Source organism: Phocaeicola sp. RTP21359st1_B8_RTP21360_211022 (assembly GCF_040911965.1).
GTDB lineage: Bacteria > Bacteroidota > Bacteroidia > Bacteroidales > Bacteroidaceae > Phocaeicola > Phocaeicola vulgatus.
Genome location: NZ_JBDFXP010000048.1, coordinates 1 through 26281 on the forward strand (window position 1 = coordinate 1; position 26281 = coordinate 26281).

A 26281-nucleotide genomic window follows, 5' to 3' on the forward strand; every position below is an offset into this window, starting at 1 on the left:
AATGATTCATTTTTATACATGGCAAAAATATAAGAATGAAAAATGGGCGACAAGATAGAATCGCGGAGACGCTTACATATTCCTTCAGCCCCGTTCCATCTCCAAAAACGCATCCCAAGGTGATGACTGTCCGGCAAAACACTCACATTTCATCAAATGACAACAACCGGACGAATAAGGTGTATCATCCGGTCGAAGTCGTTGTATCTTCCCTTCAAGTAAATTGTTTCACTTAAGTGATGATATTATATCACCTTAGTGATGAACTTTCATCACTAGAGTGCTCAAACTTCATCACTTAAGTGAAATAACTGAATCAAAAGGAAGATATCGTGTAATCAACCGGACGAAACAGCTTGTTATTCAGGATGTTTACGCTTAGTCACTTTTCTCTAAAACCCCACGAAAAACACTTGCAAAACGCTATTTTACACAGTATCTTTGTTCCAACGGAAACCTAAAACAACAAATAATGAATAAAAAGTTATTGAACAAAGTAATGAAGAAGCTTGCTTCCTCGAATGTAGTGATAAGTCCGACAGTGAAGAGTTCATCTACCTCATTATCAATGCAGAAGAAACCGGAAACGGAGCAAGTACAGCAAAAACTGGAACAATATTTGCTGAGCCGCTACCACTTCCGCTTCAACCTACTGACGGAACAAACGGAATGTTGCAAAAAAGACGCTGACACACCTATATATAAGGTAATAAGCCAGCGCACCCTGAACAGCCTGTGCCTGGAAGCACGTGCACGTCACATCAACTGCTGGGACAAGGATGTAAGCCGGTTCGTGAACTCGGAGCAGATGCCGGACTATCATCCGTTACTTTCCTATATGAACACCCTTCCCGAATGGGACGGCAAGGACCGCGTGACTCCGCTGGCACAACGCATATCTACGAAAGATTTCTGGGTGAACAGTTTCCACCGCTGGATGCTGGGCGTAACTGCCCAGTGGAGCGGACGCATGGACCGGTGCGCCAACGCTGTGGCCCCCATGCTAGTGAGCAGCGAGCAAGGGAGATGCAAATCCACTTTCTGCGAATTGCTGATGCCCGATTCGTTGAAAGACTACTATACGGACAGCTTCGAACTGACCGGACAGGCAGGATGCGAGCAGAAGCTGGCTTTCTTCGGACTGATTAATCTGGATGAGTACGACCGTCTTTCACCACAGAAACTGCCATTGCTGAAAAATCTGATGCAGATGAAAAAACTGGATTTCCGCAAGTCGCACCGCTCGTCCTACAGCCATCTGCCCCGGATGGCCTCGTTCATCGGCACCAGTAACCGGAAAGCGCTGCTCACCGACCCCAGCGGAAGCCGCCGTTATTTCTTTGCCGAGGTAAAGGAGAAGATAGACTGCTCGCCACTGGAGCACAAACAGCTTTTCGCCCAGCTGAAAGCAGAACTGGACGAGGGAAAGCGTTACTGGTTCTCGGCGGCGGAGGAATCCGAGCTGAAACTGCGCAACCAGGCCTATTATGCCTTGCCTACCGAAGCGGAAATGATTCTCCATTGTTTCAGACTGCCGGATAAAGGGGAAGACTTCAAACTTTACTCGGCAGTATGCTTGTTCAATATCCTGCTGAAACGATATCCGGCAGCCATGCGCGGCATCACGATAAACAAAATGGGAAGAATCATGAATTCCCTGGGAGCGGAACGGATGCATACCACAACAGGAAATATGTATAAACTGGTAGCACTGGCCGGGTAAAAACATCCCTGAAGCTATTATGAAGGAATTTATAATGATTCCTTCATAATAGCCTTCTGTATATCAACACATTACCCTTCCATGAAGGATTTGAACAATTTTATCGCTTATTTTAATTCCGATGTACCACCATCTTCTTATTCCGGCCGGTAAACCTGCAAAGGCAGCTCACCTTTCAAGGCTCCCAACGCATTATAAGCCAGCGAGCCCATCTCGTCTTCACCGGGCATCAGCACAACCGGCGCCAGATAATCAATCTGTTCCTTGAGAATCCCTACACAGTAATCACTATAGGCAATGCCTCCCGTCAGAATAATGGCATCCACCTGCCCACGGAGCGTGACATACATGGCCCCTGCCTGTTTCGCCACCGTATAGAGCATCGCATCCAATACCCCTTTATAAGGCTCCTCGCCTTCGGAAGCTTTCCGGGCAATAGTCACCACATCATTCATACCCAGATGGGCAGTCAGCCCCCCTTTGCCATTCAGCATCTTCTTGATCTGCTTTAACGTATACTTACCGCTGAAGCACAATTCCGCCAACTGGTCGGCAGGAATGGTTCCCGCACGTTCGGGAGAAAACGGCCCCTCACCGTTCAAGGCATTGTTAACATCAATCACCCGTCCTTTGCAATGGGCACCCACCGATATGCCACCCCCCAGATGCACCACAATCAGATTCAACTCTTCATAATGTTTCCCGATGGAAGCGGCATATTTACGCGATACCGCCTTACTGTTCAAGGCATGGAAGATGGAAATGCGCTCTATCTCCGGTATTCCCGTCAGGCGGGCGGCCGGTTGCAGCTCGTCTACCACTTCGGGATCGGCAATGTAGGCGGGACAATGGCATTCCCGGGCTATTTCATCGGCAATCAGCGCGCCCAAATTACAGGCGTGCTCCATCCGGGCGTTGAGCAAATCGTGTTTCATCTGTTCGTTAATGGCATACACCCCGCCGGGCGTAGGCTTCAGCAGACCGCCACGGGCAATGACGGCATCAAAATCCAACGGAATATCCGCCTCGGCAAGCAATCGCAATACAAAGTCCTTACGGTACGCATACTGTTCGTTGACGTGGTGAAACTCCGACAAGTCATCCGCAGTATGATGGGCCCCTGCCGCCCACACCGGCTTTTCATCGATGAAAAGGGCTATTTTGGTAGAAGTAGAGCCCGGATTAATCACAAATATTTTCATAGTTTCAATAATTTATCAATTTGCGAATGAGCCAAAACCATGCGGCAACACAGCACAGCCAATTGACACACCGGCAAATTGGCACATTGCCACATTATTTATCCGGCCACGCAGGCCAATGCCAGACTGTAATATTTCGAATTACCGGAATCGGCACGCGACGGAACCACTACGGGAGAGACCGTACCTCGCAACATACCTGCCATGTTGGCGTCACCAAACAATGACACCGTTTTATAGAATGTATTTCCCGACTCGATATTGGGAAAGATCAACAAATCCGCATGTCCCACCACCGGCGAGCTGATTCCTTTCACCTCACCGCTATGCGCATCACATGCCGTCTTCACATCCATGGGTCCGTCCAAGTACATGTTTCCGTAAGCACCGGCGGCGGCACGTTCCTTTAAAGTCACATAATCCAGTGTATGAGGGAATTTCTCGTTTACTTTTTCCGTACAATGAATCAAGGCCACACGGGGAGCTTCTATTCCCATGCGGCGGCATACCTCCAGATCATACCGCAGCATCGCCTCGAATTGTTCCAAGGTAGGACGGGGAATGACCGCCGCATCCGAGAAGAACAGCAATTTCTTGTACATCGGGATCTGTGCCACCGTGATATGGCTCAGCACATTCCCTTTCGGCAGGATACCATGTTCCTTATTAAGCACGGCCCGCAATAAATTATCCGTATTGATAATCCCTTTCATCAACACGTCCGCATGTCCCTCACGTATCAGCGAAACAGCTTCCTGGGCTGCTTTATCGGGACTTGTCGCCTCGTATACTTTCACATGATCCGGATATTGAAGGCGGATATATTCCGAGTTCAGCAAATGGGGCGTATCCGCCACCAATAAGAAATCGGCAAAGCCTTCGTGCAAACTGCGGGTTATAACGTATTCGGTATGAGGGTCATTGGGGCAAACAACCACCACACGTTTCCGCTCTTTCAACGAACGCAAACGGCATATCAGGCCGGCGAAGTCTTGTATAGGTTCCATGGTCATTAGATTTTTAGCAAATATGAAAAATAAATCTGAATTTATCCCTATCTTTGCTTAGTTTCTATGAATAATTTAACTTATGAAAACGTTTCAAACATTTGACATTTCAGCCGAGTACGATGCCATACACCGCACCTTTCCCTGCCACAAAGATGCTCCAGTCATAGGGCTTACCGGAAACTTCCAGGAAGGCGCATGTACTTTGCTGGAAGGATATTTCACTTCCATTCTGAAAGCAGGAGGTATTCCTTTCATTATTCCTCCTGTTGACGAAACTAACAGTTTGATAAACTCACTGAATGCATTGGATGGCTTGCTACTGACCGGCGGTGCGGATATCAATCCCTTGTTCCTTGGAGAAGAACCGATAAAGGAATTACACAGCATAAATCCCCGGAGGGATCGTCAGGAGTTATTGCTTGCCAAACTGGCCGCCGACCGGCAGATACCGATTCTGGGAATATGCCGCGGCATACAGGTGATGAACGCCGCTTTTGGAGGCAGCCTGTATCAGGATATCCACGTACAGATGGAAGGGGAACGGATCAAACACGATCAGGATTTGGGACGGGGATATGCCTCGCATACGGTCCGGATAGAGAAAGATTCCTTACTCTATAAATTGTTTGAAACAGAAATATTGCCGGTCAATTCGTTTCACCATCAGGCGGTAAAGGAGGTTGCGCCGGGTTTCAGGGTAACTGCCCGCTCATCCGACGGAGTCATTGAAGCGATGGAATCTACCGAATGCAAGTCCATGATGGGAGTGCAATGGCATCCGGAATGTTTCATTCTGGAAAACAATACCTGTATGATGCCGGTATTCCACTGGCTTATACAGGAATCCACTTCTTTCAGAGAAGCCAAAAAACTTCACAGCCGCATGATAACGCTGGATTCACATTGCGACACTCCCATGTTCTTCGATCAAGGAATAAACTTCGCCACCCGTGACAAGAAAATCCTGGTAGACCTGCATAAGATGACGGAAGGACATCTGGACGCAACCATCATGGTGGCTTACCTGAAGCAATTGGAACGTACCGATGAAGCCTTATCGGCCGCTACTGCCAAAGCAGACCGCATCCTGAACGAAATAGAGGAGATGGTTGCCAAGAACTGTACAGCCGTAGATATAGCATATACTCCCGCTGATCTGTGCCGTTTGAAAAAAGCAGGGAAAAAGGCTGTCATGCTGGGCATTGAAAACGGATATGCCATTGGCAAGGATATCACGAATGTAGAACGTTTCCGCCATCGTGGCGTGGTGTACATGACACTTTGCCACAACGGAAATAATGATATCTGCGGCTCTGCCCGTTATAATGAGGAAGGACTGGGCGTAAGCACATTCGGTGAACAGGTGATAAAAGAAATGAACCGTGTGGGAATGATGGTAGATGTTTCTCATGCCGGAGAGAAAAGTTTCTATGATGCACTGGCAATCAGCGGCAAACCGATCGTAGCCTCTCATTCTTCGGCCCGTGCCCTTTGCGACCATCCGCGCAATCTGACGGATGACCAATTGAAAGCATTGGCAGCCAAGGGGGGGGTGGCACAGGTATGTATGTATGGCGGATTCCTGCGCAAGAACGGAGAAGCTACCATCAAGGATGCCATCGAGCATCTGAACCACATGGTAAATGTCATGGGCATAGAACATGTAGGGATAGGAACCGATTTTGACGGTGACGGCGGCATCACAGGCTGCGCTTCGGCATCAGAATTGATAAACTTTACACGCCGGCTGCTGTTGGAAAGATACAGTGAAGAAAATATCCGCCTCATTTGGGGTGGAAACTTCCTGCGCGTTATGGAAGAAGTACAAAGAAAATAACGTAACTTTGCGGCGCAGCCCCTTCCATATAAAGGATAATGCACAAATAAATAACAGAAGAATAAGTATGAAGATAAGAAATGTTTTAGTAATCCCGTTCTTGCTGCTTGTATTGACAGCCGTTTCGTGCGGAAACAGTAAAAGCAGAAACGACCGGACAGAAACCGTAGACAAAGAAGTGATCAAGGCTCCCGAATTCAATGCAGACAGCGCCTACCAGTACATTCAGGTACAAGCAGACTTCGGTCCCCGTGTTCCCAACACACAGGCGCACAAAGAATGTGGGGAATATCTGGCAGGACAATTGGAAAAATTCGGCGCCAAGGTATACAATCAATATGCCGATCTGATAGCATACGACGGTACGATACTGAAATCACGCAACATTATCGGTGCTTACAAGCCCGAAAGTAAAAAACGTATCCTGCTTTGCGCCCATTGGGACAGCCGCCCGTATGCCGACAATGATCCCGACCCGAAGAATCACCATACTCCTATACTGGGAGTGAATGATGGTGCCAGCGGTGTGGGGGTGCTGCTGGAAATCGCCCGTCAGATACAGAAGGAACAACCTGCCCTAGGTATAGATATCGTATTTTTCGATTCGGAGGATTATGGAATTCCCGAATTTTATGACGGCAAGTACAAACAGGACACTTGGTGTCTTGGATCACAATACTGGGCACGTACCCCACATGTTCAGAACTATAATGCACGCTATGGAATCTTGCTGGATATGGTAGGAGGAAAAGATGCCACCTTCTATTATGAAGGTTACTCGGCCCGCACCGCCCGTTCCGAAATGAAGAAAATCTGGAAAAAGGCACATGAGCTGGGATATGGCAAATATTTTGTAAAAGAAGACGGGGGCGAGACGGTGGACGACCATATCTATGTCAACAAGTTGGCGCGTATCCCGTGTGTGGACATCATTAACTATGATGCCGACAATCCGCAAAGTTCTTTCGGCTCTTTCTGGCATACGGTAAACGATACGATGGAAAACATTGACCGTAACACGCTGAAAGCGGTAGGACAAACAGTGATGGATGTGATTTATAATGAGAAATAAATGATAAAATAATGAAAACAATAAACGAACTTCAGAACGAAGTGATAGAAGAGTTCAGTGATTTTGATGACTGGATGGACAAGTATCAATTGCTCATAGATTTGGGTAACGAGCAGGAACCACTCGCCCCCGAATATAAAACAGAACAAAACCTGATAGACGGTTGCCAGAGCCGCGTATGGCTGCAAGCCGATATGGAAGACGGCAAAGTGGTGTTCCAGGCGGAAAGTGACGCCTTGATTGTAAAAGGTATCATTGCCCTGCTTATCAAAGTAGTCAGCGGACATACTCCGGATGAAATATTAAGCAGTGATTTATACTTTATAGAGAAGATAGGTTTGAAGGAACATCTGTCGCCCACCCGCAGCAATGGCTTGCTGGCAATGGTAAAACAGATGCGTATGTATGCACTGGCTTTCAAGGCAAAAATGGCGAACTAGTGATTAGTGGTTAGTGATTACTAACCACTAAAAAATCATCGTCCCAGCCGCTTGGTATCGACATCGGTACGTTTCTTTTCTTTGTATCCGCCGAATTTATAGAGGAATGAAAATGTAAAGCTACGATTGTCCCAATTCATTTCTGTCCGGTTCCGTTGCTGCCCCCACGCCAGCCGGGTGGTCATATTCGATGTATTAAGAATATCATTTCCTTTCAATATCACCTTCGTCTTTCCATCCGGAGAAGCCCACTGAAGTGAAGTCGAAACATTACAAATAGGACTTAAGTTATACACCCCTTGTATGGCACGTGATTGGTAAAAACCAGCCAACGTACCTATGATATTCGGTTTCTTCGATAAGATGAATGTGTTTGTGGTATTCAGAATGACGCTGAATTTATGCCGGTTGAATGCAATATCATGGAAATGGCTGTTCTTGTCATGAGAGAACAGGCCGAAAGCAAAAATGCGCCCGTTCCACCATGTACTCACTTTATAAGAAGCCATAGTCTGTATGGTCCATCTTTTCTGAAAATCATAATTCACAAACTGATTCACCTCCGCCAGACGGTCGGGCAATTGATAAGGGAGCTGCACAAAGTAATCGGGTGTGTAATTGTAATTCACCCCTATCATATATCTATTCTTATACAGATAATTCAAGTCGAGCGAATAATTGGAACTTGGCTTCAGGTTGGGATTTCCATGAGCCTCGGTATAGCTGTCCACATACTGTATAATAGGTTGCAACTGCCAGTAAGCGGGATATTTACGATTACTGGTGAAAGACATTTGCAAGGTATGTCCATCTGCCGGAGTATAAGTTGTGTTTACAATGGGATACAGCATCCAGCTATGGCGTTCCCCGGCATGATAAAGCTCTGCGGCCAAGGAAACTTCGGCAGAGAACTTCTTCCCAAAACTATGTGAAGCGCCGGTGTACATATTCAGAGTATATTCTTTTCGAAGCAGTTTCTCGGAATTATCGGGAATCAAGGCTCCTGTTTCACCATCCCGATAGAACTGGTAGCTGTTATCGTGTGTGGCAGTGTACTTTACACCATAATTTATCTCGGTTCCACCTTGCAAGGAATGAAGCTGGTTGGCATAGAATAACCAGCGGTTGATACGTTGGTTGCTGTCATAATTCAATGTCCGGCTGACATCCTGCATATCTTTCTCCAGAAAGGTCTGTGACGGATTGGAGAAAAAAAGGAAATCCATTCCTGCCGAAAGGCCGAAAGAAGATTGATAATCGGCCGCCACATTATGTAACTGGCGGTCACCGTCATCCGTTTTATCACTGTGGGCTGTTCCACGCATTTTTGTACAGTCCTGCCCATAGCGGTATTGTGTATTGTAAACCACACTCAACAAGTTCTTCTTCCCGAAATCATAATCCGCCCCCAAGCGGAGGTTATGCCGGCCGCCATACCCTTTAGCCTCTGTTTTCAAATCCAACTCGTGTACGTCCCCCGCCATAGTGTGCCATGACTGTTTGTCCAATCCGAAAGTGGTATGTTTGAACCCGTATGAATACATCACATCCGCCGAAAAGCGCCGGGAAGTGTAGAGCAAATTTCCACGGCCTGCAATGTCTTCCCTGCGGGACTGTTCATACATAGCCGCCACTTCACCGGACCAAGAAGGCTTCTGCCCGATATTCGATTTTAGAATAACATTCACCATGGCTCCACGAATGCGGTAACGTGCCGGAGCAGCATACATGATTTCCGCTTTCTCCAGACGACTGACAGGGGTATTCTGAAGCACGGACTTCAAATCGTCCTTGTCCAGTGTACTTACTTTTCCATTTACTACCAAAGTAATACTGCGCCCCCCCAAAGTGAGATTGCCATCTTGTTCCACGATGCCGGGCAGTTCCTTTACCGCCTCGTAGGCGTTATTCACCGGAAGCCGCTCTACCATACGGGGTAAGTCATAGACCAGCTTTCCCCGCTCGGCCTTTACCACCGGACGCTCCCCTTTGACCAACACCTCCGGCAATTGTTGGAAAAGGCTGTCCATATAGGTATAATTCACATCATTCTGCGCTTGTGCCGCAAATGCCGACAAGCATAAACAAAAGATAATCACTGTCCTCATCATCGTTTTATTTTTAATGTCCATGCAAAGTAAAGGTGAAAAATGTGCCGTATGTGTTACCGCCGGCTTATGAAGTCTTATTTAGTGTTATCAAAAGAAAGAGAATACTTATTTTGTACCTATTTTTGCCAAACCATGAAGATACCGTTTAAAGCCATAGCCGCATTGATTATCCTTTCGCTGATAGGCGTCTTTGCCTATCAGGCATATTGGTTGACAGGATTATACACCTCGATGAAGAAGGATATGGACAATTGCCTGATAGAAACATTACAGGTGAGTGACTACAATGAAATGATGGAACGGTGCGACTCCGTGAAACGAAGCAACGAAACCATAAATGGCTATATCGAATCCAGTATCAATCTGGACAGCAGTGCTTTGATTACCAAAGTTATAGAAACCGAGCCTTTCAAACAGCAAAAAAGATTTGGTCTGGAAATCAATGAACCGGTATCTACTACCATCGACAAAAACGGTACACTGGAACTGCTCACCAAATACTTCCAACGGGGTATCCACAGCCAGCTGGACCTTTTCACGGAAATCAACCTGCACACTTTCGACAGCCTTTTTACAAGGACACTTGCCATGCGCGGAATCATCTACCTGCCTCACCGCATCGAAATAGTGAATTTACGTCAAGACAGCACGGTCGTACAAGGACTCAGCTCACCTCAAAAATACAGGCCGGGCAAAGAAGCAGTGAGCTACTATTACAATTATGACTTGTACAACAAAATGGCATACCGGTTATGGGTGGAACCGACAAATACCATCGTCTTGCAACAAATGAAGGGGATACTTTATACCTCTTTCTTTATCATTATTATATTGGGGGTATCATTCTGGTTTCTTATCCGTATCATCTTAAGGCAGAAAAGTGTAGAAGAAATGAAAGAGGACTTCACGCATAACATTACTCACGAACTGAAAACTCCGATAGCCGTAGCCTACGCCGCCAACGATGCATTACTGAACTTCAACGGAGCAGAAAACCTGACGAAACGACAGAACTATCTTCAGATTATCCAAACCCAGCTGAAACAGCTCAGCGGACTGGTGGAACAGATCCTTTCCATGAGTATGGAGCAACGGAAGAACTTCCGTCTGAACTATGAACCTGTCGAACTGAGGCCTATGTTGGAAAATCTGATCAGCCAACATAGATTGAAAGCTGATAAGCCGACTGAGTTCAAACTCATTATGGAAGAAAACATAACCCTACGTGCAGACCGCTTGCACCTGTATAACATGATCAGCAATCTGATAGACAATGCTATAAAATATTCCGATGAAAAGGCATATATTTACATTTCTGCAATACGCTGCAACAATCCATACAACGGTGACCGTAACGCTTATGTAATGCTAAAGATACAAGACAAAGGAATAGGTATTCCTGCCGACAGACAAAAACATCTGTTTGATAAGTTTTATCGGGTTCCGACCGGTAATCTGCATAATGTAAAAGGATATGGATTAGGACTTTATTATGTAAAAACAATGATAGAACAGCATAAAGGAACTGTTTCCGTGGAAAGCAGCACAGGAAAAGGCAGTACCTTTACACTTAAAATTCCCGAATAAGCAAATGGAAAAGATACACGTTTTATTAGTAGAAGATGAACAGACTCTTGCCATGATTATCAAGGACACACTGGAAGAACAGGATTTTATCATTACTACCGCCGGAGATGGTGAAGAAGGCTTAAGAAAGTTTTTCGAACAGAAACCGGACGTATTGGTAGCCGATGTCATGATGCCCCGTATGGATGGCTTTGAAATGGTACGCCGCATCCGCCAATCGGATAAAGCAACCCCGGTATTATTCCTCACCGCCCGGTCTGCCATCAATGATGTAGTAAAAGGATTTGAACTGGGAGCTAATGACTATCTGAAAAAACCATTCGGTATGCAGGAGCTTATTGTACGCCTCAAAGCCTTGATGCACAAAGCTTTTGTGGAAAAAGAAATAACCAATACCTACACCATCGGAGGATATCAGTTCAACTCCGTCACCCAACAACTGGATTTTGCAGGGAACATACAAGAACTCTCCCACCGGGAATCGGAAATCCTAAAACGCCTGTGTGAGAACCGGAATGAAGTGGTGAACAGCCAAAGCATCTTGTTGGAGCTATGGGGAGATGACAGCTTCTTCAATTCACGCAGCCTGCATGTATTTATTACGAAATTACGCCATAAACTGTCCAAAGACCAAAGCATACGGATTGTGAATGTAAGGGGAATAGGTTACAAACTGATTATAAACTAACACTTCTTCCCTCTAATCAAGACTTTCTGCCCGCCGGACAAGGTAGTGGCAAAGATATAATCATCTCCTCCCTCTTTCAGTTTCAAACGTTTGCGAAGTTCCGCAACCGATAATGGAAAGTTGCGGATCGTAATATTCGCCTTGTCCATATCCATCAAGAACGCTTTCAATTCCTTTTTTCCAAAACCCGATACGGCCTCAACCCGGAAACGACGTCCCGGAAAATCCGGAACCAAAGAAACAGAGGTATATAAATGGCTGTTGAGGTGAAGTTTCGCCACAGGATAGGTTTGTGTGAGAGAACGAAAAGCACCGGCTTTCAATATAGCGGCATTCGGTTCATACAAATAAGTTCCGACTTCATCGGCCAAAAGACAGGGCGATGTTTTTTCCCGCTTCAAGGTAAAGGTGTAATGCCGGCTCTCCCCGTTGCCTACAATATGTTCGCAATGGATGCTTACCTCCGATGAAACGGACTCTTTTTGCAGTATCAGCAATAACTCCTTGCACTCGTTATTCACAGCGACAATGTGTACCGCACGAACTGTTTTCAACTCGTTCAATGCCAATGACAGATCCAGCATAGGCGATAATTTCACCATCACTTTCTTTGCCTTATCAACCAGCAAAGGCTCCAAAACAGTAACATCCGGCTCGCAATCAGAGATGGCAACCGTCTTTCCACCGTGTCCGTCTCTTCTGGCAGGGTCTAAAAACAAGCAATCTACCGGAAGCATTTCCTGCAAATAGGATACCCCGTCCCGGTTGTGTATCCGAATGTGCCCCAACCCCAACAAAGGGAAATTATGCAAAGCCAGCTCACAAAGTCCTGACTGCCTTTCCACATAATCAGCCTGCTTGAAATTCCGGGAGATAAAGCTGCAATCAATACCGAAACCTCCGGTTAAATCGGCAAAAGTATCGCCTTCCAACAAAGAGGCCTTATACAAAGCAGTTGCTTCGGAAGAACATTGCTCCATAGACAAATGAGGGGGATACCATAATGCAGAAACCGGATACCATGAAGGTATCTTGCGGGCCGCCACCTGCCGTCCGGCAATTTGTGTGACAGCTGCCGCCATGTCTACATCGGGATATTTCTTACTTTGCAAAGCAAGTGTACGCGTATCGTCCTCTCTGTGTTCTTCGATGAAATGGAGTGTTTTTGTTGATATTTCCATCCTTTATCTAATTACTTTATAGTTCCGTTTTGCCTCTTCACGACTGCGGAAGTTGAAATGCCACCACTCACTGCGCAAAGGTTTATAACCCGCATCCGTCATGACCCGGCGCAGCAGCAAACGGTTTTTCCGTTCCTGCGCTGTAATGATTCCCTGCTGTACCATTGCCGCCTCGGTATCTATGTGTGCTTCCTTGCCCAAATGATCCACCTTGGTCCCCATAGGCAAAGGATTTCCTTTTTCATCTGCAATACTCACATCCACCGCCAAACCATAATTATGCAACCCTCCTCCCCGGGCCGGATTGGATACATATATATTTTGGGAAGTACCTTTTACCACATTCCACATTTTCTGCTGCACGGACATGGGACGGGCGGCATCATAAATAATCAGAGAATAACCGGGATACAACTCTTTCAACCGCTTTTGCGCTTGCAACAAGGCTTTGGCAGCCTCGGGATGAAGATAGGCCTCCTGCAAATCCTCATAAAGGACTTTCCCGGTAAAATTGTCGGCACGGGTATACATCAAATCTATTTTCAATGTCGGGTCCATCCGGCCTACATTCACCAATCCCAAAGAATCAAGATAATGCTCCATCCTGCTTTGCGAGAAAGCGGGACAGAGCATTATCAGCAATGATATAAAAATAAAAACAGACTTCATCTACAGCGGTATCTTTCTTACTATTATAATACAGACCTCAGTAACTCAGGAATCTCAATATTACAGCATTCCATCTCCTTCAGTATTTTCTTTCCTTCCGCCGTAAGCGAGAAATACATCTGGCGTTTGTCACAATCTCCCAAATTACGCTCTATATAGCCTTTATCCTCTACAGATCTGATAACCTTAGAAGTATTCGAATTAGAAAGCCCCAATTGCTCTGCTATCTCTCCCGAGGACAGGCGTTTCTTTCTGGAGAGACAGCACAGCAACATTCCTTCGTTCAGACAAAGGTGGTGCGCCTTTTCAAACCGTGTTTCAAATTCTGCAATAGCGCGATAGAGATCTCTTATTTTACATAAAGTTTCCATATTGCTCTTTCTTCTTGATGCTATTGCACAAAAGTACTTATTTTTTCAATAAAAACTCATCAATAGCCTTTTTAAATGACGCTTTGGGCATAGCCCCCTGTGCCATCTCCGGCTTTCCTTCCATGGGGATGAACAGAATGGACGGAATACTCCGTATACCAAACGCGCCTGCCAGTTCCTGTTCTTTCTCCGTGTCCACTTTATAAATCACAATCTGGCCATCGTATTCTTTTGCCAATTCGTCCAAAATAGGAGCTACCATTTTGCAAGGACCACACCAGTCAGCATAGAAATCCACAATAGCCGGTTTGTCACCTTCATATTTCCACTCTTCCGGGTTTTTCTCGAAATTATATACTTTCGCCAAAAATTCAGCTTTAGTCAAATGTATGACCTTTCCATTTCCTTCTGTTGCCATAGTTTCTTCTTTTACAGGGTTATTATTACTGCTTCCTCTGCCGCAAGCTGTTGTGGCAGCCAGCACAAGGGCTAAAAAAAATAAAATCGTTTTATTCATACTTATTCCTCCTTCTTTATCTTTCTATGCTCCGGCATAAATGAACTGAGCAACAATCCCCCCATTGCCGCCCCCCAAATGGAACTGTTGACAGGAGAAGAAGTGATAGGGCAAGTCCCAGTGGTGCAACCTACATACCGCCAATACAAATATCCTCCTACCATTCCTGCCACAATACCAAGCAATGTCCATCCATACCTTTTTATAAACTCTTTTTTCATACTCTTCTTCATAATTAAAACCGGACTCTGTTATGTTATCTCCTTTAATTATTTCCTCAGGAAACTTTTTCCAAATATATTCTATACTTTCCTATATAACAAATTTCCTTAGGAAAATATTTAAATAATAACTTTCCTTCACGATTCGGCACCTACATTTACACAATATTCAGCAACACAAAAGGTCAAATCATTATACAACAACTATTTCCCGGCCCAAGACAGCACCACAGGACTCTCTACACGCACTCCGTATTCAGCCGCTTTTTCCAGTATATTCCTCGCCAACTCAGGCTTCTGATCATCACTAGCATAACGGAAATAGGCTTCCGCCGCCCGCACATGTGCCGCATCGGGCATCGGGAAAGCACGCTCTTCAGGAATTCCGAAATCAGAACTGCTCAGTTCTCTACGCTCTTCGGCATCCAACCGGTCTGATTCTACTGGTTTCATAAACTATAAGGTTTTAAAGTGAATAATCTTCATAAGAAAACAGAATGAATGGAATAAAGATGGCAGGAAAGTGTTAATCTATCACATTTTTCACGGATTACTTAAAATAAGAAAACTATTAATGCTGTTATTTCCAATGATTTATTATTTTTGTACCCACCTAGATAAACACAATGACCATGAAAAACAAACTATATTTTATTATAGTAGCCACGCTGCTGTGTCCAACATCGCTATATGCACAATCCGGCACTGACAAACGATCCGTTCTATCCTTTCAGACAGGTCCTACCCTCTACACCGGAAAGCTGATAGGAATAGCAGGATATTCCTCGAATTTGCGCAACGGCATAGGTTGGTCAGGAAGTTATACTTACCTGGTAGGAAACAAGCCTGCCATTAGAGCCGGATTCGGAATACTTTATCAAGGCAGCCGGTATACAGGCAACACGACAAATACCACAGACAAGATTCAAACACACTATTTTGCTCCACAGTTCTCCCTGCATTCGCTGAAACAACAATTCGATTGGTATTTTACTACCGGAACCGGATACCAGTTATATAAAGACGACAGTATGGTATATGATAAACCACGAAAAGTATCCATGAACAAATGGGCGGCAAACTTTGGAGTAGGCGGAGAATACCACCTTTTCACCCATTGGGGGATCAGTGCAAGGATAAGCTATATCCTGGCGTATTCCGGTGAATATTCCGTCCGCTACCATCATAAAGAATGGATGGTACAACCACATTATCCGATGAACGGTTCGGATGACATTTCTCAATTATCTTTCTCGGCAGGTATTAACTATCACTTTTAAAAAATTCAGACCATGATTAAATATCTTAGTACAATAGTATTAACTGTCGCGTTATGCTGTGCCTGCGATGGAGAAGACTTTTCAGCAGATCCTACTCTCATGCCACCTGCCACTCAGACAGGCGCCAATACCTTTGGCTGTCTGATAGACGGCTGGGTATATACAGGACAACGCTATGGACCGGACCATAAAGCATCCTACTATCCTGCTTATAATGAAGATGAAAAAGCAACAGTCCATGTATACGTTTGGGTAGATGACAATACGTCTATTTCTTTCAATATCATTGACCCGAAAGAAAAAAATATCACCGTTTACAGTGATATTGAAAAGATGGATAATGACCAGACTATCTATACCGACGCCGTATTCAAAGATGGTAATAAACAAGAAGAAAGACTGGAAGACGGCATTGTCAATATTACCCGCTTTGATTTGAACAACAGAATAATCAGCGGAACTTTTGAAGGAAGAAGAGTGACAGAAGGGCGTTTTGATTTAACATTCTAACATATACCCGTTGACAACTTAAACTCAGCTTGCCAACGGGTAAATTAATCTCTTTCTTATTTTATCTTATCATACTGATCATTCGCACTAATCTCCGTGTATTTAGGCGCATCAATCATTTCCACCAAAGCGCGTAACACAGGCCCTTCACCCATCGGATCATTTTCCTGAGTGGGACGATTATAATAAAATACGGTGGAAGGCATAATACCTGTACCGACACAAATAGCCGTCACATCACCATTCTCTGAAATTTTTGACAACATTCCTTTGAATCCCTGCCATGCTACATAAATGAAATCCGGATGCAACCATCCTTCCTTCACACCTTTAGCTATGCCAAATACAAACATAGAACTACCGGTAATTTCTTCATAAGAATCTTCTTTATCCAACAACTGATGCCACAAACCGTTTTTCCCTTGATACCGCGCTACCCCACTAGCCTGCATCTGGAAATTCTTTATCACATCCTCACGCATAGGATGATTTTCCGGCATTCTTGCCAACAGATCGGCTGTCGCCATAAAAATCCATCCATTGGCCCGGGACCAATGCGCCACTCCATGTTCCTTATTATCCGTATGATAGCAATGATAATAAATCTGTTTTTCAGGACACCACAAATATCGTGTATAATTCAATATCTGATTGGCCGCATCATCAAAATACTTCTTTTCACCAGTAACCTCTCCCATTCGGGAAATAAAAGACACCGCCATAAACGCATCATCTGCCCAAATTGTATTTTCATGAGGCCATAAACGGGCTATAGTTCCATCGGCCAAACGAGGTTCTGAAACCATAATATGATGATTGGTTGTTTCAATATATTTTTGAAAAGCATCATCTGGATGACGCTGGTTCAAAGTTATCAAACTAGCCCCCATAGGACCGTTGTCATCCAAGCGCTTGTTTCTATAAATCATATGCCAAGTAAGACGGGGAACCGCCCTCCATCCTCCTTCACGGAAAGTCTTATCATACAAACGATGAAAATAAGACTGATTAGTTTTGTCAAAAATAAACTTCATATTCTTCAGCACATAATCCTCATATTTCCGGTTCTGTATTTTATCACCCAACTCCATCAAAGCCATATTCGTTACTCCGTTTGTATAATGCCAATTCAAATATTTACTATTGACACGTATATCCGGATTTAAAGAAACATTGTCCAAAGAAATGTATACTTTACCTGTTTTTACATCTTTGAACTCATAAACCGTAGAAGCAACAATACGATCGGCTATCTTTATAGCCATCTCTTTGGGCACAGTGTTGTCCTGTGCCATTAAGGGGAATAATCCTATCGCAAACAATAAAATGCCTGCACAACCATAACGTTTAACCATACAACCTAAATTTAATTTTTTATTTTTATACTAACAACCTCTATATTCCACCGAAATAAAAAGTCCGGCTATCTTTTAATATTCTTCAAAGATAAAGCCATCTTCCCGTTTCGTACAAATTTTCATCCTACTTTTTAAGGGTAATATCCACATTTTCAGTTTTAGAGTATATAATGTATAATGTGCTCATGATTTTATACTAAGAGAAAGAAATTCTGTTCATGATTCCTGTAACAAGAGTAACAAATGTAAATCTACCTCATTATCAACACGCTAATTATTTCTGTGTAAGTTCTGAGATCAACACTGAATTTATTATGTAAATTTACTAAAATGTTTGCATGAAAGGTTTAGCTCCACACACGCTGCAAGTTTTTGAAGCCGTTTCTAAGTTGGACTGCATCAAATCCTATCTCTTGGTAGGTGGCACTGCCTTGTCATTGCAAATGGGAACTCGGCAAAGTGAAGACTTGGACTTTATGAAATGGCGTACCTCTAAAACAGAGAAAATGGAAGTGGCATGGTATCAGATAGAGAAACAATAGTGAAACAACAGCTATATATTAGGAGTAAATCAACCAAGAGCAACAGATTTATATCTGGAGGGTCTGCAAACAAAAAAGGCTGTATTCCGTTAGGAATCAGCCTTTTAGTTTGTGGACCAGCCTGGGCTTGAACCAGGGACCTCCAGATTATGAGTCTGTTGCTCTAACCAACTGAGCTACAAGTCCGTGCCACAATTTCCTGTTAGCAGGTGCAAAAGTAGTATATTCCCTTGAAACTTGCAAGATTTATCGCCCAAATTTTGATAAAAAGATTTAATTCCCTTATTCGTAAGGATATAAATTGTATTTTTGTGCACCATTAATTAATTTTGCTAAGCCGTATGGCACAAAAAAAACAGGAAACAGCCCTAACAGGGCTTTCGGACAAAGAAGTCCTTATCAGTAGAGAGAAGTATGGGAATAACCTCTTGACACCTCCCAAACGTCCTTCCATGTGGAAACTTTATCTGGAAAAGTTCCGCGACCCGGTTATACGTATTCTTTTAGTCGCAGCATTCTTTTCCTTAGTGATTGCCATTATTGAAAATGAGTATGCGGAAACAATCGGCATTTTCTTTGCTATTTTTCTGGCAACCGGTATCGGATTCTACTTTGAATACGATGCGAATAAGAAGTTTGACTTACTGAACGCTGTAGGCGAAGAAACACCAGTTACAGTAATCAGAAATGGGAAAGTACGGGAAATTCCCCGTAAGGAGATTGTAGTAGGTGATATCGTAGTTTTGAATACCGGTGAGGAGATTCCTGCCGACGGAATCTTGCTGGAAGCTATTTCCCTGCAAGTGAATGAATCCAACTTGACAGGAGAATTAATGGTCAATAAAACCATCCATGAAGAACTATTTGATGAAGAAGCCACTTATCCCAGCAATGAAGTGATGCGTGGCACCACAGTAGTTGACGGACATGGAATAATGAAGGTAGAACGTGTGGGTGATTCCACCGAAATAGGTAAGGTAGCACGTCAGGCCACCGAACAAAGTGAAGAAGAGACTCCATTGAATATCCAATTGACAAAATTGGCGGGTTTCATCGGAAAAATAGGTTTTACCATTGCCACGCTTACCTTTATCGTTTTCACAGCTAAAGACCTTTACTCCTACCTCAGCGTAAATGAAATAACAGACTGGCATGGGTGGATGGCAATAGCCCGCATTGTATTGAAATATTTCATGATGGCTGTCACTTTAATTGTAGTAGCCGTTCCTGAAGGCTTACCGATGAGTGTCACCTTAAGTCTTGCACTAAATATGCGCCGTATGCTGAAAACCAATAATCTGGTACGTAAAATGCATGCTTGTGAAACAATGGGGGCCATTACTGTGATCTGCACCGACAAAACAGGTACATTGACACAAAACCTGATGCAGGTACATGAAGCGAAACTTGATGCCACCAAAGCAGATTTAATAGCTGAAGGGATCAGTGCCAACTCCACAGCTTTCCTTGAAGAAACAGGAGAAAACAAGAAACCATCCGGAGTAGGTAATCCTACTGAAATAGCCTTATTGCTTTGGCTAAATGAACAGGGCAAGAACTATTTGGAATTACGTGAAAATGCAAAAGTTATCAATCAACTTACTTTCTCTACAGAACGTAAGTATATGGCTACATTAGTAGATTCACCTATCCAGCAGAAAAAGGTACTCTATATAAAAGGAGCTCCCGAAATTGTGATGAGAAAATGCAACCTCTCTTCCGAGGAACAGGCTCATTACAATGCCGATCTGCTGGCCTATCAGAACAAGGCAATGCGTACTTTAGGATTAGCTTATAAATTTATCCCCGAAGACTCCGGTAACGATTGTGCCGAACTAGTCAATGAAGGGAATATGATTTTCCTAGGTATCGTAGCTATCAGCGACCCTATTCGTCCGGATGTACCGGAAGCCGTACAGAAATGTCAGTCGGCAGGTATCGGTGTGAAAATTGTTACAGGCGACACCCCGGGAACAGCTACCGAAATTGCCCGCCAAATAGGGCTATGGAAACCTGAAGATACAGACCGGAACCGCATAACAGGGGTAGAGTTTGCTGCATTAAGCGATGAAGAAGCTCTGGACCGCGTACTTGACTTGAAAGTAATGAGTCGTGCGCGTCCTATGGACAAGCAACGTCTGGTCCAACTGTTACAGCAAAAAGGAGCCGTAGTAGCAGTAACCGGAGACGGAACAAACGATGCTCCTGCACTGAATCACGCTCAAGTAGGTCTTTCTATGGGAACCGGTACGTCAGTAGCCAAGGAAGCAAGTGACATAACCCTATTGGATGACTCGTTCCACAGTATCGCTACCGCAGTAATGTGGGGACGCTCTCTTTACAAAAACATTCAGCGTTTCATCGTATTCCAGCTGACTATCAACGTAGTCGCATTAGCCAGTGTTTTATTAGGGGCTTTCTTTGGTACAGAACTACCACTGACCGTAACACAAATGCTTTGGGTAAATCTTATTATGGACACTTTTGCCGCCATGGCCTTAGCATCTATTCCCCCCAGTGCAGACGTCATGAATGAAAAGCCACGCAAGACCGATGATTTCATCATCACTAAAGCCATGCGTAAAAATATACTAGGTGTAGGCTTCTGCTTCCTTGCCATACTGATGACATTAATTGTCATTATCAAACAGATGCCAGCAGATTTAGTAGGACAAGCTTTGACGCAATTCTTCACGATCTTCGTGATGCTGCAATTCTGGAATCTATTTAATGCCAGTGTTTTCGGGACCAACCATTCTGTATTCAAGGATTCCCGTCATGCATTAGGTATGCTAAGTGTGGCTATCATTATTTTAGTCGGACAAATTCTGATTGTCGAGTTCGGAGGTAAAGTGTTCCGTACCGAACCTATGAATTTCATGACTTGGGTTTATATTATCGCAGGAACGTCATTCGTATTGTGGATTGGTGAAATCTACCGTTGGATAAAACGAATACAGAAAAAAGACTAAAAAAGAGAATAAAGCACATAAAGAGTTATGGACAGTAAGATTAAAAATGTCGTTTTTGATTTAGGAGGAGTATTAATAAATCTGGATTTTGACAATTGCCTGAATGCTTTTCGTAAAGCAGGATTTCGAGATATAGAGAAACAGGCATGCCAGTTCAGGGGAAAAGGTTTCTTTTCCCAATTTGAATTGGGTGAAATCAGCCCGGAAGAATTCCGGAAAGCCATTCGTAAGGAGGTCAGCGAAGCCCTGTCCGACCATGAAATTGATGATATGTGGAACCTGATGCTACTTGATATTCCTCGTGAAAAGCTGGACTTATTGCTAAAGTTACGCGAACATTATATGGTTTACCTGCTTAGTAATACCAACCGGATACATTGGGATTATGCCTGTGAGCAAATGTTCTGTTATCGGGGATTCCGTGTAAATGACTTTTTTGAAGATATTTTTCTGTCTTTTGAAATGCACAAGGCCAAACCGGAAAAAGACATTTATGAGCAAATGATGAAAGAAGCAAACATCTTGCCCGAAGAAACGTTTTTTATAGATGACTCGGCAATCAATTGCCAGGCAGCAATATCGCTTGGCATACAGTCCTATCATTACCATATTGGAGAAGATTTAAGTTCACTTTTTGAATAATGAAAATAATATCAGATATAAACCATCAAACATTGCCTCCTTCAGTTGCCACTATCGGCTTCTTCGATGGAGTGCATCGCGGACACCGCTTTCTTATTAATCAAGTAAAAGAGGTCGCTGCCAAGGATGGGTTATATTCTGCATTGATCACTTTTCCTGTACATCCCAGACAAGTGATACAAACCGCTTATCGTCCGCAATTACTTTCTTCACCAACAGAGAAACTCGAATTATTGGAAACGATGCAAGTAGATTACTGCTTTCTTCTCCCTTTTACACAGGAACTTTCACTGTTTTCGGCTCGAGAGTTTATGCAGTTGCTACGTAACAAGTTCAATATCCATACATTAGTTATAGGCTACGACCATCGTTTCGGTCACAACCGCAGTGAAAATTTTGAAGATTATTGCCGTTATGGTGAGGAACTGAACATATATATAGTACGCGCGCGAGCTTACACAGACAAAGAGGGAAAAATCAGCTCTTCAGTCATCCGCCAACTATTAAAAGAAGGTGAAGTAAGTCAGGCTGCCAAATTCCTGGGGTATAACTACTATCTGGATGGAACAGTGGTAGATGGCTACAAAGTAGGCAGAAAAATAGGATTCCCTACAGCTAACCTGCAAGTGGATTGTAGCGACAAGTTAATTCCCTCGGAAGGAGTTTATGCAGTATATGTATATGTGGAAGGAAAAAAATGGGCAGGAATGTTGAACATAGGACACCGCCCTACTATCAATAACGGCAACAATTTAAGTATTGAAGTGAACATCCTCAATTTTTCGGAGAATATCTACCACAAAGAAATGCGCATTGAGTTCGTAAAGTATCTTCGCCCTGAAGAAAAATATGACACTATAGATGCACTCATTGCCCAAATGCATAAAGACCGGGAAAAAACGGCCAGAATTCTTCTCTAAATACAAGGGAGCATTGTACAGCCTTCCCCCTTTCAAACTACTCTTTCTACACATCTTCGTTTACAGTCAGTTTTGCCTGCTCGAAAACAGTTCATTCCATGTATTAGGGCAGACAAAATCGCCCCTGCCAGTGAACGCAAACGCTATCGGAAGAATTAATTCACCGATACCAGTCACTTCTTGCATAAAATCTGTTTCTTCATACACTTCCATCCTACAAAGCACGAAAAAAGATATATTTTTATCGTTTTTCGATATTTTTTTTTCGTTTTTCTTTTGTAGTATCAAAATAAGATATACATTTGCATATCGATAAACGATAAATGAATATCGAGAAACAAGAAAGAATAAACACAAACATTAAAACACGAAGTAAAAATGAAAAAGTCAGTATTAAAATCAGTTTTAGCAGCAATTGCAGTAGTAATGATGAGTTGTACAACAACAGCAAACGCACAAACAGGAAACACAAAGTACATCTACGGTCAGAATGACACAAACACAACCGTGTACACACTGAATGAAGACGGCAAAACATTGACACGCAAACTGAAGTATGAGTACAAACACGATGAAAATGGTCAGGTAATTGAGAAAAAAGCTTATCGCTGGGATGCTTACCGGGAACTGTGGAAGCCGGCCTATCTGCTTACCGTAACTCCCGGAGTCTATGAAATCAAACTCAACTACGCTGAATGGAACGCCAAAGAGAGCACTTTCAACCATAACAAACAAGAAAGTATTTACCGTGAAGGCAACAACGCAAACTTGTTGGCCGACACACAAAACAAAAAGTAATGGAAACTTTGAATGAAACACAAACCCAAAATAAGAATGCGACCAGCCTGTGGCAAACCATAGGAATGTACATAGGAATGATGGTCGGATTTTTATATCCGCAAATAGGATTAGGCTTGGGTATGCTTTTGGGAATAGCTTTGGGAAGACTGGTCCTGACCAAGATTCCTGTCAACACCCCACTGGCCCAAAGAGCACAACAAAAAAGCACAATTATCCTTATTTTAGCATTTCTTATCCTATTCATGAACCATTGGTACGTTCCATGCAAACATGCCATTGCTCACTTGATGAACTAAAAACAAATCAACCAAATTTAAAAGACAACCAGATGAAAACAACCATGATTTTGATCGCACCAAGGAGAAACCCAAGGATGCTTACTTAAAGAAACAGATACCCTCAGGACGGATGCGGAAGTCCGTCCTACCCCTTAATTCAAATCCATTTTAAACCAATAAACATTCTATTATGGGACGCGCAATTAAATTAGTACTTTATTACTTCGCTTATCAGTTAGCTTTCACCTTCCTGGTAGGACTTCCGGCGGGAATTATTAAAGTGATGAACGAAATTTCAGAAAATGATAATCTGGCTTATGCCGTAGGTAAGAATACAGCCTCTATGACAGGACTCGTTATGGTACTGGCAGGAATAGCCATGATCTGGCACCTGATCTACTTTAAATACGTTCAATTCAACAAGACAAGCTGGACTGAAGTACCTGCAAAAACCATTTTATTGAGTATTCCCTTCATTATAGCAGCCATGTTCATCTGCAATGTAGCCAGCGAATTCATAGAACTGCCCAACCTAGTGGAAGACACATTCATAGGAATGAGCCGCAATGTATTCGGCATCATCGCCATTGCCGTCATGGCACCTCTGGTAGAAGAGTTGCTGTTCCGTGGAGTCATTGAAGGGCATTTCCTGCAAACCGGAAAAAGACCCGGTATGGCAATCCTCCTGTCAGCACTCATTTTCGGTCTCATCCATGTCAATCCGGCGCAAGTACCTTTCGCCTTCTGTCTGGGATTGGTATTCGGATGGCTTTATTACCGCACAGGAAGCATTATACCGGGAATGATAGGGCATTTTCTAAATAACTCCCTGGCTACCATTGCCATGGCTACATCAACCCAAGAAGAGTTGAATGAAAAAACGGTTGATATGATTGGCGCCACACCTACTTACATCCTTTTGGCAGCCGCCATAATCATCCTAGTCGGCATGTATTTCTATCTGAACAAACATTTGCCACAGCCGGGAACACCCTCTGAAATTACTAACACACAAGCATAAATGTAACAATGAAAACAAAACTCAACCTCTTTTGCGTCTGCGTACTTATCGCCTTGCTCCTTTCCACCTCAACGACAGTGAGCATCATGTTCCATTCTTTCACAAGTGCCTTTAAAGCCGGATACGAAAGTGTAGAAAAAGGAAAGGATATCCACATTTCCGATTATAAGATGATTTGCACCCTTCCTACCGATCTACTTGAAAAGACAGGAAGTGTAACCAATGTCAGGACAGGAGAACAGGCATCTATCATACCGATTATAAGCATGGTAGAGGCGCCAACGAAAGAAAATGATACCTTCCATGCACTAAACAGGATTGCCTCATTCATTTCGGTGATAGCGGGAATTTTCTGCCTGTTGCAGTTCTTTTATTTGATCAGAAATATCAATCGCGGTGATATCTTCAGCTGGAAGAATGTGAAGTTTCTGCGCAAGTTAGGATGGGCATTGATACTTTTGTTTATCTGCACGCTGGCTACCATCGTGATTGGAAATTATGAAGCTTCGCAAGTGTTGCAACTCAACGGATGCGAGTTCTCCTATACCTTTGCTTTTTCCGATGCGACTCTCATTCTGGGATTCATTTCATTGCTGGTAGCCGAAGTATTTGCCATCGGACTGAAGATGAAAGAAGAACAAGATTTAACCATTTAAAAAAACAGAGCAGACTATGAACAAGTTCAGAATATTAGGTGTCATAGCCATTATAGCCATCATTGCAAACTTCTTTGGAGGATTGGATGAAAATTGGAGAGATTTCAAGAAAGGATTTGAAGATGGACATAACAGTGCAATGGAAATATATGAGCCTGGACGCCACATTATACCCCATCATGCAACCTCAGTCAAGCTGAATGTAGAGCCGTTACCTGAAACTACTGTCGATTCACTGAGCAACAACCGCGTGGACTGGACACTCCCCTACACAGTGACTGAAATAGAAACGTATGCCAAGCCATCGGCCTGGCACATCCTTGTCATGGGACTTGCCATACCCGGAATATTCCTTTTTCTCATCGGTTTCTGCTCATTGATCCGGTTGCTCATTTCCATCTCACGCCGCGAAGTATTTACATCTGCCAATGTACGGCGCCTCCGTTGGTTTGCATACACCAGTGCAAGCTTGGAAATCCTCATAGCTGTTGACGAATGGATTGTAGGAAACGCAGCAGTTGAGCAAATCAGTCTGCCGGGCTACAAAATCATCAGCTACGCCGGTTATTCTCCCGACTGGGTAGCTGTGATAATTCCCATTCTTTTTGCCGAGATATTTGCTATCGGGGCAAAAATGAAAGAAGAACAGGATTTAACCATTTAAGAAAAATG

At 43.6% G+C, this 26281-nt stretch carries 26 protein-coding genes, 1 tRNA gene and 1 pseudogene; 17 read left to right on the top strand and 11 right to left on the bottom strand.

Going from position 1 to position 26281, the window contains the following annotated elements; all coding sequences use genetic code 11:
• Positions 1–472: 472 nt before the first annotated feature.
• Complete coding sequence (locus AB5062_RS18895; RefSeq protein WP_032953059.1) at positions 473–1723, top strand: DUF3874 domain-containing protein; 1251 nt, start codon at positions 473–475, stop codon at positions 1721–1723.
• 137 nt (positions 1724–1860) lie between these two features.
• Here the strand turns inward: AB5062_RS18895 and buk are convergent, their stop codons facing one another.
• Positions 1861–2925: a butyrate kinase gene (gene buk, locus AB5062_RS18900; protein WP_032953058.1), complete on the bottom strand. Its 1065-nt coding sequence runs from the start codon at positions 2923–2925 to the stop codon at positions 1861–1863.
• 98 nt (positions 2926–3023) lie between these two features.
• Positions 3024–3932, bottom strand: a complete 909-nt coding sequence (locus AB5062_RS18905) for a phosphate acyltransferase (protein ID WP_032953065.1) — start codon at positions 3930–3932, stop codon at positions 3024–3026.
• Positions 3933–4014: 82 nt separating this feature from the next.
• Between AB5062_RS18905 and AB5062_RS18910 the strand changes: the two genes are divergently transcribed.
• From AB5062_RS18910 to AB5062_RS18920, 3 genes are all read left to right on the top strand, one after another.
• Positions 4015–5772, top strand: coding sequence for a gamma-glutamyl-gamma-aminobutyrate hydrolase family protein (locus AB5062_RS18910; protein WP_005838778.1), 1758 nt, complete (start codon positions 4015–4017; stop codon positions 5770–5772).
• A 67-nt stretch (positions 5773–5839) separates the two neighbouring features.
• Entirely contained in the window at positions 5840–6844 is a 1005-nt protein-coding gene (locus tag AB5062_RS18915) for a M28 family peptidase (RefSeq protein ID WP_008668565.1), read from the top strand.
• A gap of 11 nt (positions 6845–6855) precedes the next feature.
• On the top strand, positions 6856–7284 hold the full coding sequence (locus AB5062_RS18920; RefSeq protein WP_005838774.1) for a SufE family protein: 429 nt from the start codon (positions 6856–6858) through the stop codon (positions 7282–7284).
• Between the two features lie 35 nt (positions 7285–7319).
• Here the strand turns inward: AB5062_RS18920 and AB5062_RS18925 are convergent, their stop codons facing one another.
• A complete protein-coding gene (locus tag AB5062_RS18925) occupies positions 7320–9392 on the bottom strand; it encodes an outer membrane beta-barrel protein (RefSeq protein ID WP_368326937.1) in 2073 nt (690 codons plus the stop codon).
• Between the two features lie 51 nt (positions 9393–9443).
• Between AB5062_RS18925 and AB5062_RS18930 the strand changes: the two genes are divergently transcribed.
• Both AB5062_RS18930 and AB5062_RS18935 read left to right on the top strand, forming a co-directional pair.
• Positions 9444–10982, top strand: a complete 1539-nt coding sequence (locus AB5062_RS18930) for a cell wall metabolism sensor histidine kinase WalK (RefSeq protein ID WP_022508644.1) — start codon at positions 9444–9446, stop codon at positions 10980–10982.
• 4 nt (positions 10983–10986) lie between these two features.
• Positions 10987–11670 (top strand): response regulator transcription factor, encoded by a 684-nt coding sequence (locus AB5062_RS18935; RefSeq protein ID WP_005838769.1) that lies wholly within the window; start codon positions 10987–10989, stop codon positions 11668–11670.
• On the opposite strand, the gene AB5062_RS18940 is transcribed toward AB5062_RS18935, so the two are convergent.
• From AB5062_RS18940 to AB5062_RS18965, 6 genes are all read right to left on the bottom strand, one after another.
• Positions 11667–12851 carry a hypothetical protein gene (locus AB5062_RS18940; protein ID WP_032953055.1) on the bottom strand — a complete coding sequence of 395 codons (1185 nt, stop codon included), beginning with the start codon at positions 12849–12851 and terminating at the stop codon, positions 11667–11669. The genes AB5062_RS18935 and AB5062_RS18940 overlap by 4 nt on opposite strands.
• Before the next feature lie 3 nt (positions 12852–12854).
• A complete protein-coding gene (locus AB5062_RS18945) occupies positions 12855–13520 on the bottom strand; it encodes a M15 family metallopeptidase (protein WP_008666328.1) in 666 nt (221 codons plus the stop codon).
• A 23-nt stretch (positions 13521–13543) separates the two neighbouring features.
• The gene (locus tag AB5062_RS18950) at positions 13544–13891 is read right to left on the bottom strand and encodes a winged helix DNA-binding protein (protein WP_005849722.1); all 348 of its coding nucleotides are present in this window, start codon (positions 13889–13891) and stop codon (positions 13544–13546) included.
• Between the two features lie 37 nt (positions 13892–13928).
• Complete coding sequence (gene trxA / locus AB5062_RS18955) at positions 13929–14408, bottom strand: thioredoxin (protein ID WP_005838762.1); 480 nt, start codon at positions 14406–14408, stop codon at positions 13929–13931.
• Between the two features lie 2 nt (positions 14409–14410).
• Positions 14411–14629: a DUF6132 family protein gene (locus AB5062_RS18960; protein ID WP_008666329.1), complete on the bottom strand. Its 219-nt coding sequence runs from the start codon at positions 14627–14629 to the stop codon at positions 14411–14413.
• Positions 14630–14833: 204 nt separating this feature from the next.
• Positions 14834–15082: a hypothetical protein gene (locus AB5062_RS18965; RefSeq protein ID WP_008666330.1), complete on the bottom strand. Its 249-nt coding sequence runs from the start codon at positions 15080–15082 to the stop codon at positions 14834–14836.
• 179 nt (positions 15083–15261) lie between these two features.
• Between AB5062_RS18965 and AB5062_RS18970 the strand changes: the two genes are divergently transcribed.
• Together AB5062_RS18970 and AB5062_RS18975 are read left to right on the top strand one after the other, a co-directional pair.
• Positions 15262–15909, top strand: coding sequence for an outer membrane beta-barrel protein (locus AB5062_RS18970; protein ID WP_118292292.1), 648 nt, complete (start codon positions 15262–15264; stop codon positions 15907–15909).
• Positions 15910–15921: 12 nt separating this feature from the next.
• Complete coding sequence (locus AB5062_RS18975; protein ID WP_057280057.1) at positions 15922–16419, top strand: hypothetical protein; 498 nt, start codon at positions 15922–15924, stop codon at positions 16417–16419.
• Between the two features lie 56 nt (positions 16420–16475).
• On the opposite strand, the gene AB5062_RS18980 is transcribed toward AB5062_RS18975, so the two are convergent.
• Positions 16476–17774 (bottom strand): glycoside hydrolase family 105 protein, encoded by a 1299-nt coding sequence (locus AB5062_RS18980; RefSeq protein ID WP_100263022.1) that lies wholly within the window; start codon positions 17772–17774, stop codon positions 16476–16478.
• A gap of 341 nt (positions 17775–18115) precedes the next feature.
• On the opposite strand from AB5062_RS18980, the pseudogene AB5062_RS18985 reads away from it, so the two are divergent.
• Positions 18116–18316: pseudogene (locus tag AB5062_RS18985) on the top strand (nucleotidyl transferase AbiEii/AbiGii toxin family protein); the annotation flags it as partial.
• Between the two features lie 115 nt (positions 18317–18431).
• Here the strand turns inward: AB5062_RS18985 and AB5062_RS18990 are convergent.
• Positions 18432–18505 (bottom strand) — tRNA-Ile (locus tag AB5062_RS18990).
• 155 nt (positions 18506–18660) lie between these two features.
• Between AB5062_RS18990 and AB5062_RS18995 the strand changes: the two genes are divergently transcribed.
• The 8 genes from AB5062_RS18995 (at position 18661) to AB5062_RS19030 (ending at position 26273) form a co-directional block, all read left to right on the top strand.
• Positions 18661–21291 carry a calcium-translocating P-type ATPase, PMCA-type gene (locus AB5062_RS18995; protein WP_011965131.1) on the top strand — a complete coding sequence of 877 codons (2631 nt, stop codon included), beginning with the start codon at positions 18661–18663 and terminating at the stop codon, positions 21289–21291.
• A gap of 27 nt (positions 21292–21318) precedes the next feature.
• A complete protein-coding gene (locus AB5062_RS19000; RefSeq protein ID WP_008666357.1) occupies positions 21319–21933 on the top strand; it encodes an HAD family phosphatase in 615 nt (204 codons plus the stop codon).
• Positions 21933–22853 (top strand): bifunctional riboflavin kinase/FAD synthetase, encoded by a 921-nt coding sequence (locus AB5062_RS19005; RefSeq protein ID WP_011965130.1) that lies wholly within the window; start codon positions 21933–21935, stop codon positions 22851–22853. The genes AB5062_RS19000 and AB5062_RS19005 overlap by 1 nt, the downstream gene beginning before the upstream one ends.
• A gap of 378 nt (positions 22854–23231) precedes the next feature.
• Positions 23232–23651 (top strand): DUF3836 domain-containing protein, encoded by a 420-nt coding sequence (locus AB5062_RS19010; protein WP_008666359.1) that lies wholly within the window; start codon positions 23232–23234, stop codon positions 23649–23651.
• The gene (locus AB5062_RS19015) at positions 23651–23950 is read left to right on the top strand and encodes a hypothetical protein (RefSeq protein ID WP_100263021.1); all 300 of its coding nucleotides are present in this window, start codon (positions 23651–23653) and stop codon (positions 23948–23950) included. The genes AB5062_RS19010 and AB5062_RS19015 overlap by 1 nt, the downstream gene beginning before the upstream one ends.
• A gap of 172 nt (positions 23951–24122) precedes the next feature.
• Positions 24123–24953, top strand: a complete 831-nt coding sequence (locus tag AB5062_RS19020) for a CPBP family intramembrane glutamic endopeptidase (RefSeq protein WP_100263020.1) — start codon at positions 24123–24125, stop codon at positions 24951–24953.
• An 8-nt stretch (positions 24954–24961) separates the two neighbouring features.
• Positions 24962–25609 carry a DUF2975 domain-containing protein gene (locus tag AB5062_RS19025; protein WP_011965127.1) on the top strand — a complete coding sequence of 216 codons (648 nt, stop codon included), beginning with the start codon at positions 24962–24964 and terminating at the stop codon, positions 25607–25609.
• Between the two features lie 16 nt (positions 25610–25625).
• On the top strand, positions 25626–26273 hold the full coding sequence (locus tag AB5062_RS19030; protein ID WP_005838748.1) for a DUF2975 domain-containing protein: 648 nt from the start codon (positions 25626–25628) through the stop codon (positions 26271–26273).
• Positions 26274–26281: the final 8 nt, after the last annotated feature.

Bases quoted from the DNA above. Each gene is read 5' to 3' on its own strand.
- AB5062_RS18930 (WP_022508644.1), top strand. From the start codon at position 9,444: ATGTGTTACCGCCGGCTTATGAAGTCTTATTTAGTGTTATCAAAAGAA.
- AB5062_RS18945 (WP_008666328.1), bottom strand. From the start codon at position 13,520: ATGAAGTCTGTTTTTATTTTTATATCATTGCTGATAATGCTCTGTCCC.
- AB5062_RS19025 (WP_011965127.1), top strand. From the start codon at position 24,962: ATGAAAACAAAACTCAACCTCTTTTGCGTCTGCGTACTTATCGCCTTG.
- AB5062_RS18935 (WP_005838769.1), top strand. From the start codon at position 10,987: ATGGAAAAGATACACGTTTTATTAGTAGAAGATGAACAGACTCTTGCC.
- AB5062_RS18980 (WP_100263022.1), bottom strand. From the start codon at position 17,774: ATGGTTAAACGTTATGGTTGTGCAGGCATTTTATTGTTTGCGATAGGA.
- AB5062_RS19010 (WP_008666359.1), top strand. From the start codon at position 23,232: ATGAAAAAGTCAGTATTAAAATCAGTTTTAGCAGCAATTGCAGTAGTA.
- AB5062_RS18920 (WP_005838774.1), top strand. From the start codon at position 6,856: ATGAAAACAATAAACGAACTTCAGAACGAAGTGATAGAAGAGTTCAGT.
- AB5062_RS19030 (WP_005838748.1), top strand. From the start codon at position 25,626: ATGAACAAGTTCAGAATATTAGGTGTCATAGCCATTATAGCCATCATT.
- AB5062_RS18940 (WP_032953055.1), bottom strand. From the start codon at position 12,851: ATGGAAATATCAACAAAAACACTCCATTTCATCGAAGAACACAGAGAG.
- AB5062_RS18950 (WP_005849722.1), bottom strand. From the start codon at position 13,891: ATGGAAACTTTATGTAAAATAAGAGATCTCTATCGCGCTATTGCAGAA.
- AB5062_RS18910 (WP_005838778.1), top strand. From the start codon at position 4,015: ATGAAAACGTTTCAAACATTTGACATTTCAGCCGAGTACGATGCCATA.
- AB5062_RS18995 (WP_011965131.1), top strand. From the start codon at position 18,661: ATGGCACAAAAAAAACAGGAAACAGCCCTAACAGGGCTTTCGGACAAA.
- AB5062_RS18895 (WP_032953059.1), top strand. From the start codon at position 473: ATGAATAAAAAGTTATTGAACAAAGTAATGAAGAAGCTTGCTTCCTCG.
- AB5062_RS18965 (WP_008666330.1), bottom strand. From the start codon at position 15,082: ATGAAACCAGTAGAATCAGACCGGTTGGATGCCGAAGAGCGTAGAGAA.
- AB5062_RS18975 (WP_057280057.1), top strand. From the start codon at position 15,922: ATGATTAAATATCTTAGTACAATAGTATTAACTGTCGCGTTATGCTGT.
- AB5062_RS19015 (WP_100263021.1), top strand. From the start codon at position 23,651: ATGGAAACTTTGAATGAAACACAAACCCAAAATAAGAATGCGACCAGC.
- AB5062_RS18925 (WP_368326937.1), bottom strand. From the start codon at position 9,392: ATGAGGACAGTGATTATCTTTTGTTTATGCTTGTCGGCATTTGCGGCA.
- AB5062_RS19000 (WP_008666357.1), top strand. From the start codon at position 21,319: ATGGACAGTAAGATTAAAAATGTCGTTTTTGATTTAGGAGGAGTATTA.
- AB5062_RS18970 (WP_118292292.1), top strand. From the start codon at position 15,262: ATGAAAAACAAACTATATTTTATTATAGTAGCCACGCTGCTGTGTCCA.
- AB5062_RS19005 (WP_011965130.1), top strand. From the start codon at position 21,933: ATGAAAATAATATCAGATATAAACCATCAAACATTGCCTCCTTCAGTT.
- AB5062_RS18905 (WP_032953065.1), bottom strand. From the start codon at position 3,932: ATGGAACCTATACAAGACTTCGCCGGCCTGATATGCCGTTTGCGTTCG.
- AB5062_RS19020 (WP_100263020.1), top strand. From the start codon at position 24,123: ATGGGACGCGCAATTAAATTAGTACTTTATTACTTCGCTTATCAGTTA.
- buk (WP_032953058.1), bottom strand. From the start codon at position 2,925: ATGAAAATATTTGTGATTAATCCGGGCTCTACTTCTACCAAAATAGCC.
- AB5062_RS18960 (WP_008666329.1), bottom strand. From the start codon at position 14,629: ATGAAAAAAGAGTTTATAAAAAGGTATGGATGGACATTGCTTGGTATT.
- trxA (WP_005838762.1), bottom strand. From the start codon at position 14,408: ATGAATAAAACGATTTTATTTTTTTTAGCCCTTGTGCTGGCTGCCACA.
- AB5062_RS18915 (WP_008668565.1), top strand. From the start codon at position 5,840: ATGAAGATAAGAAATGTTTTAGTAATCCCGTTCTTGCTGCTTGTATTG.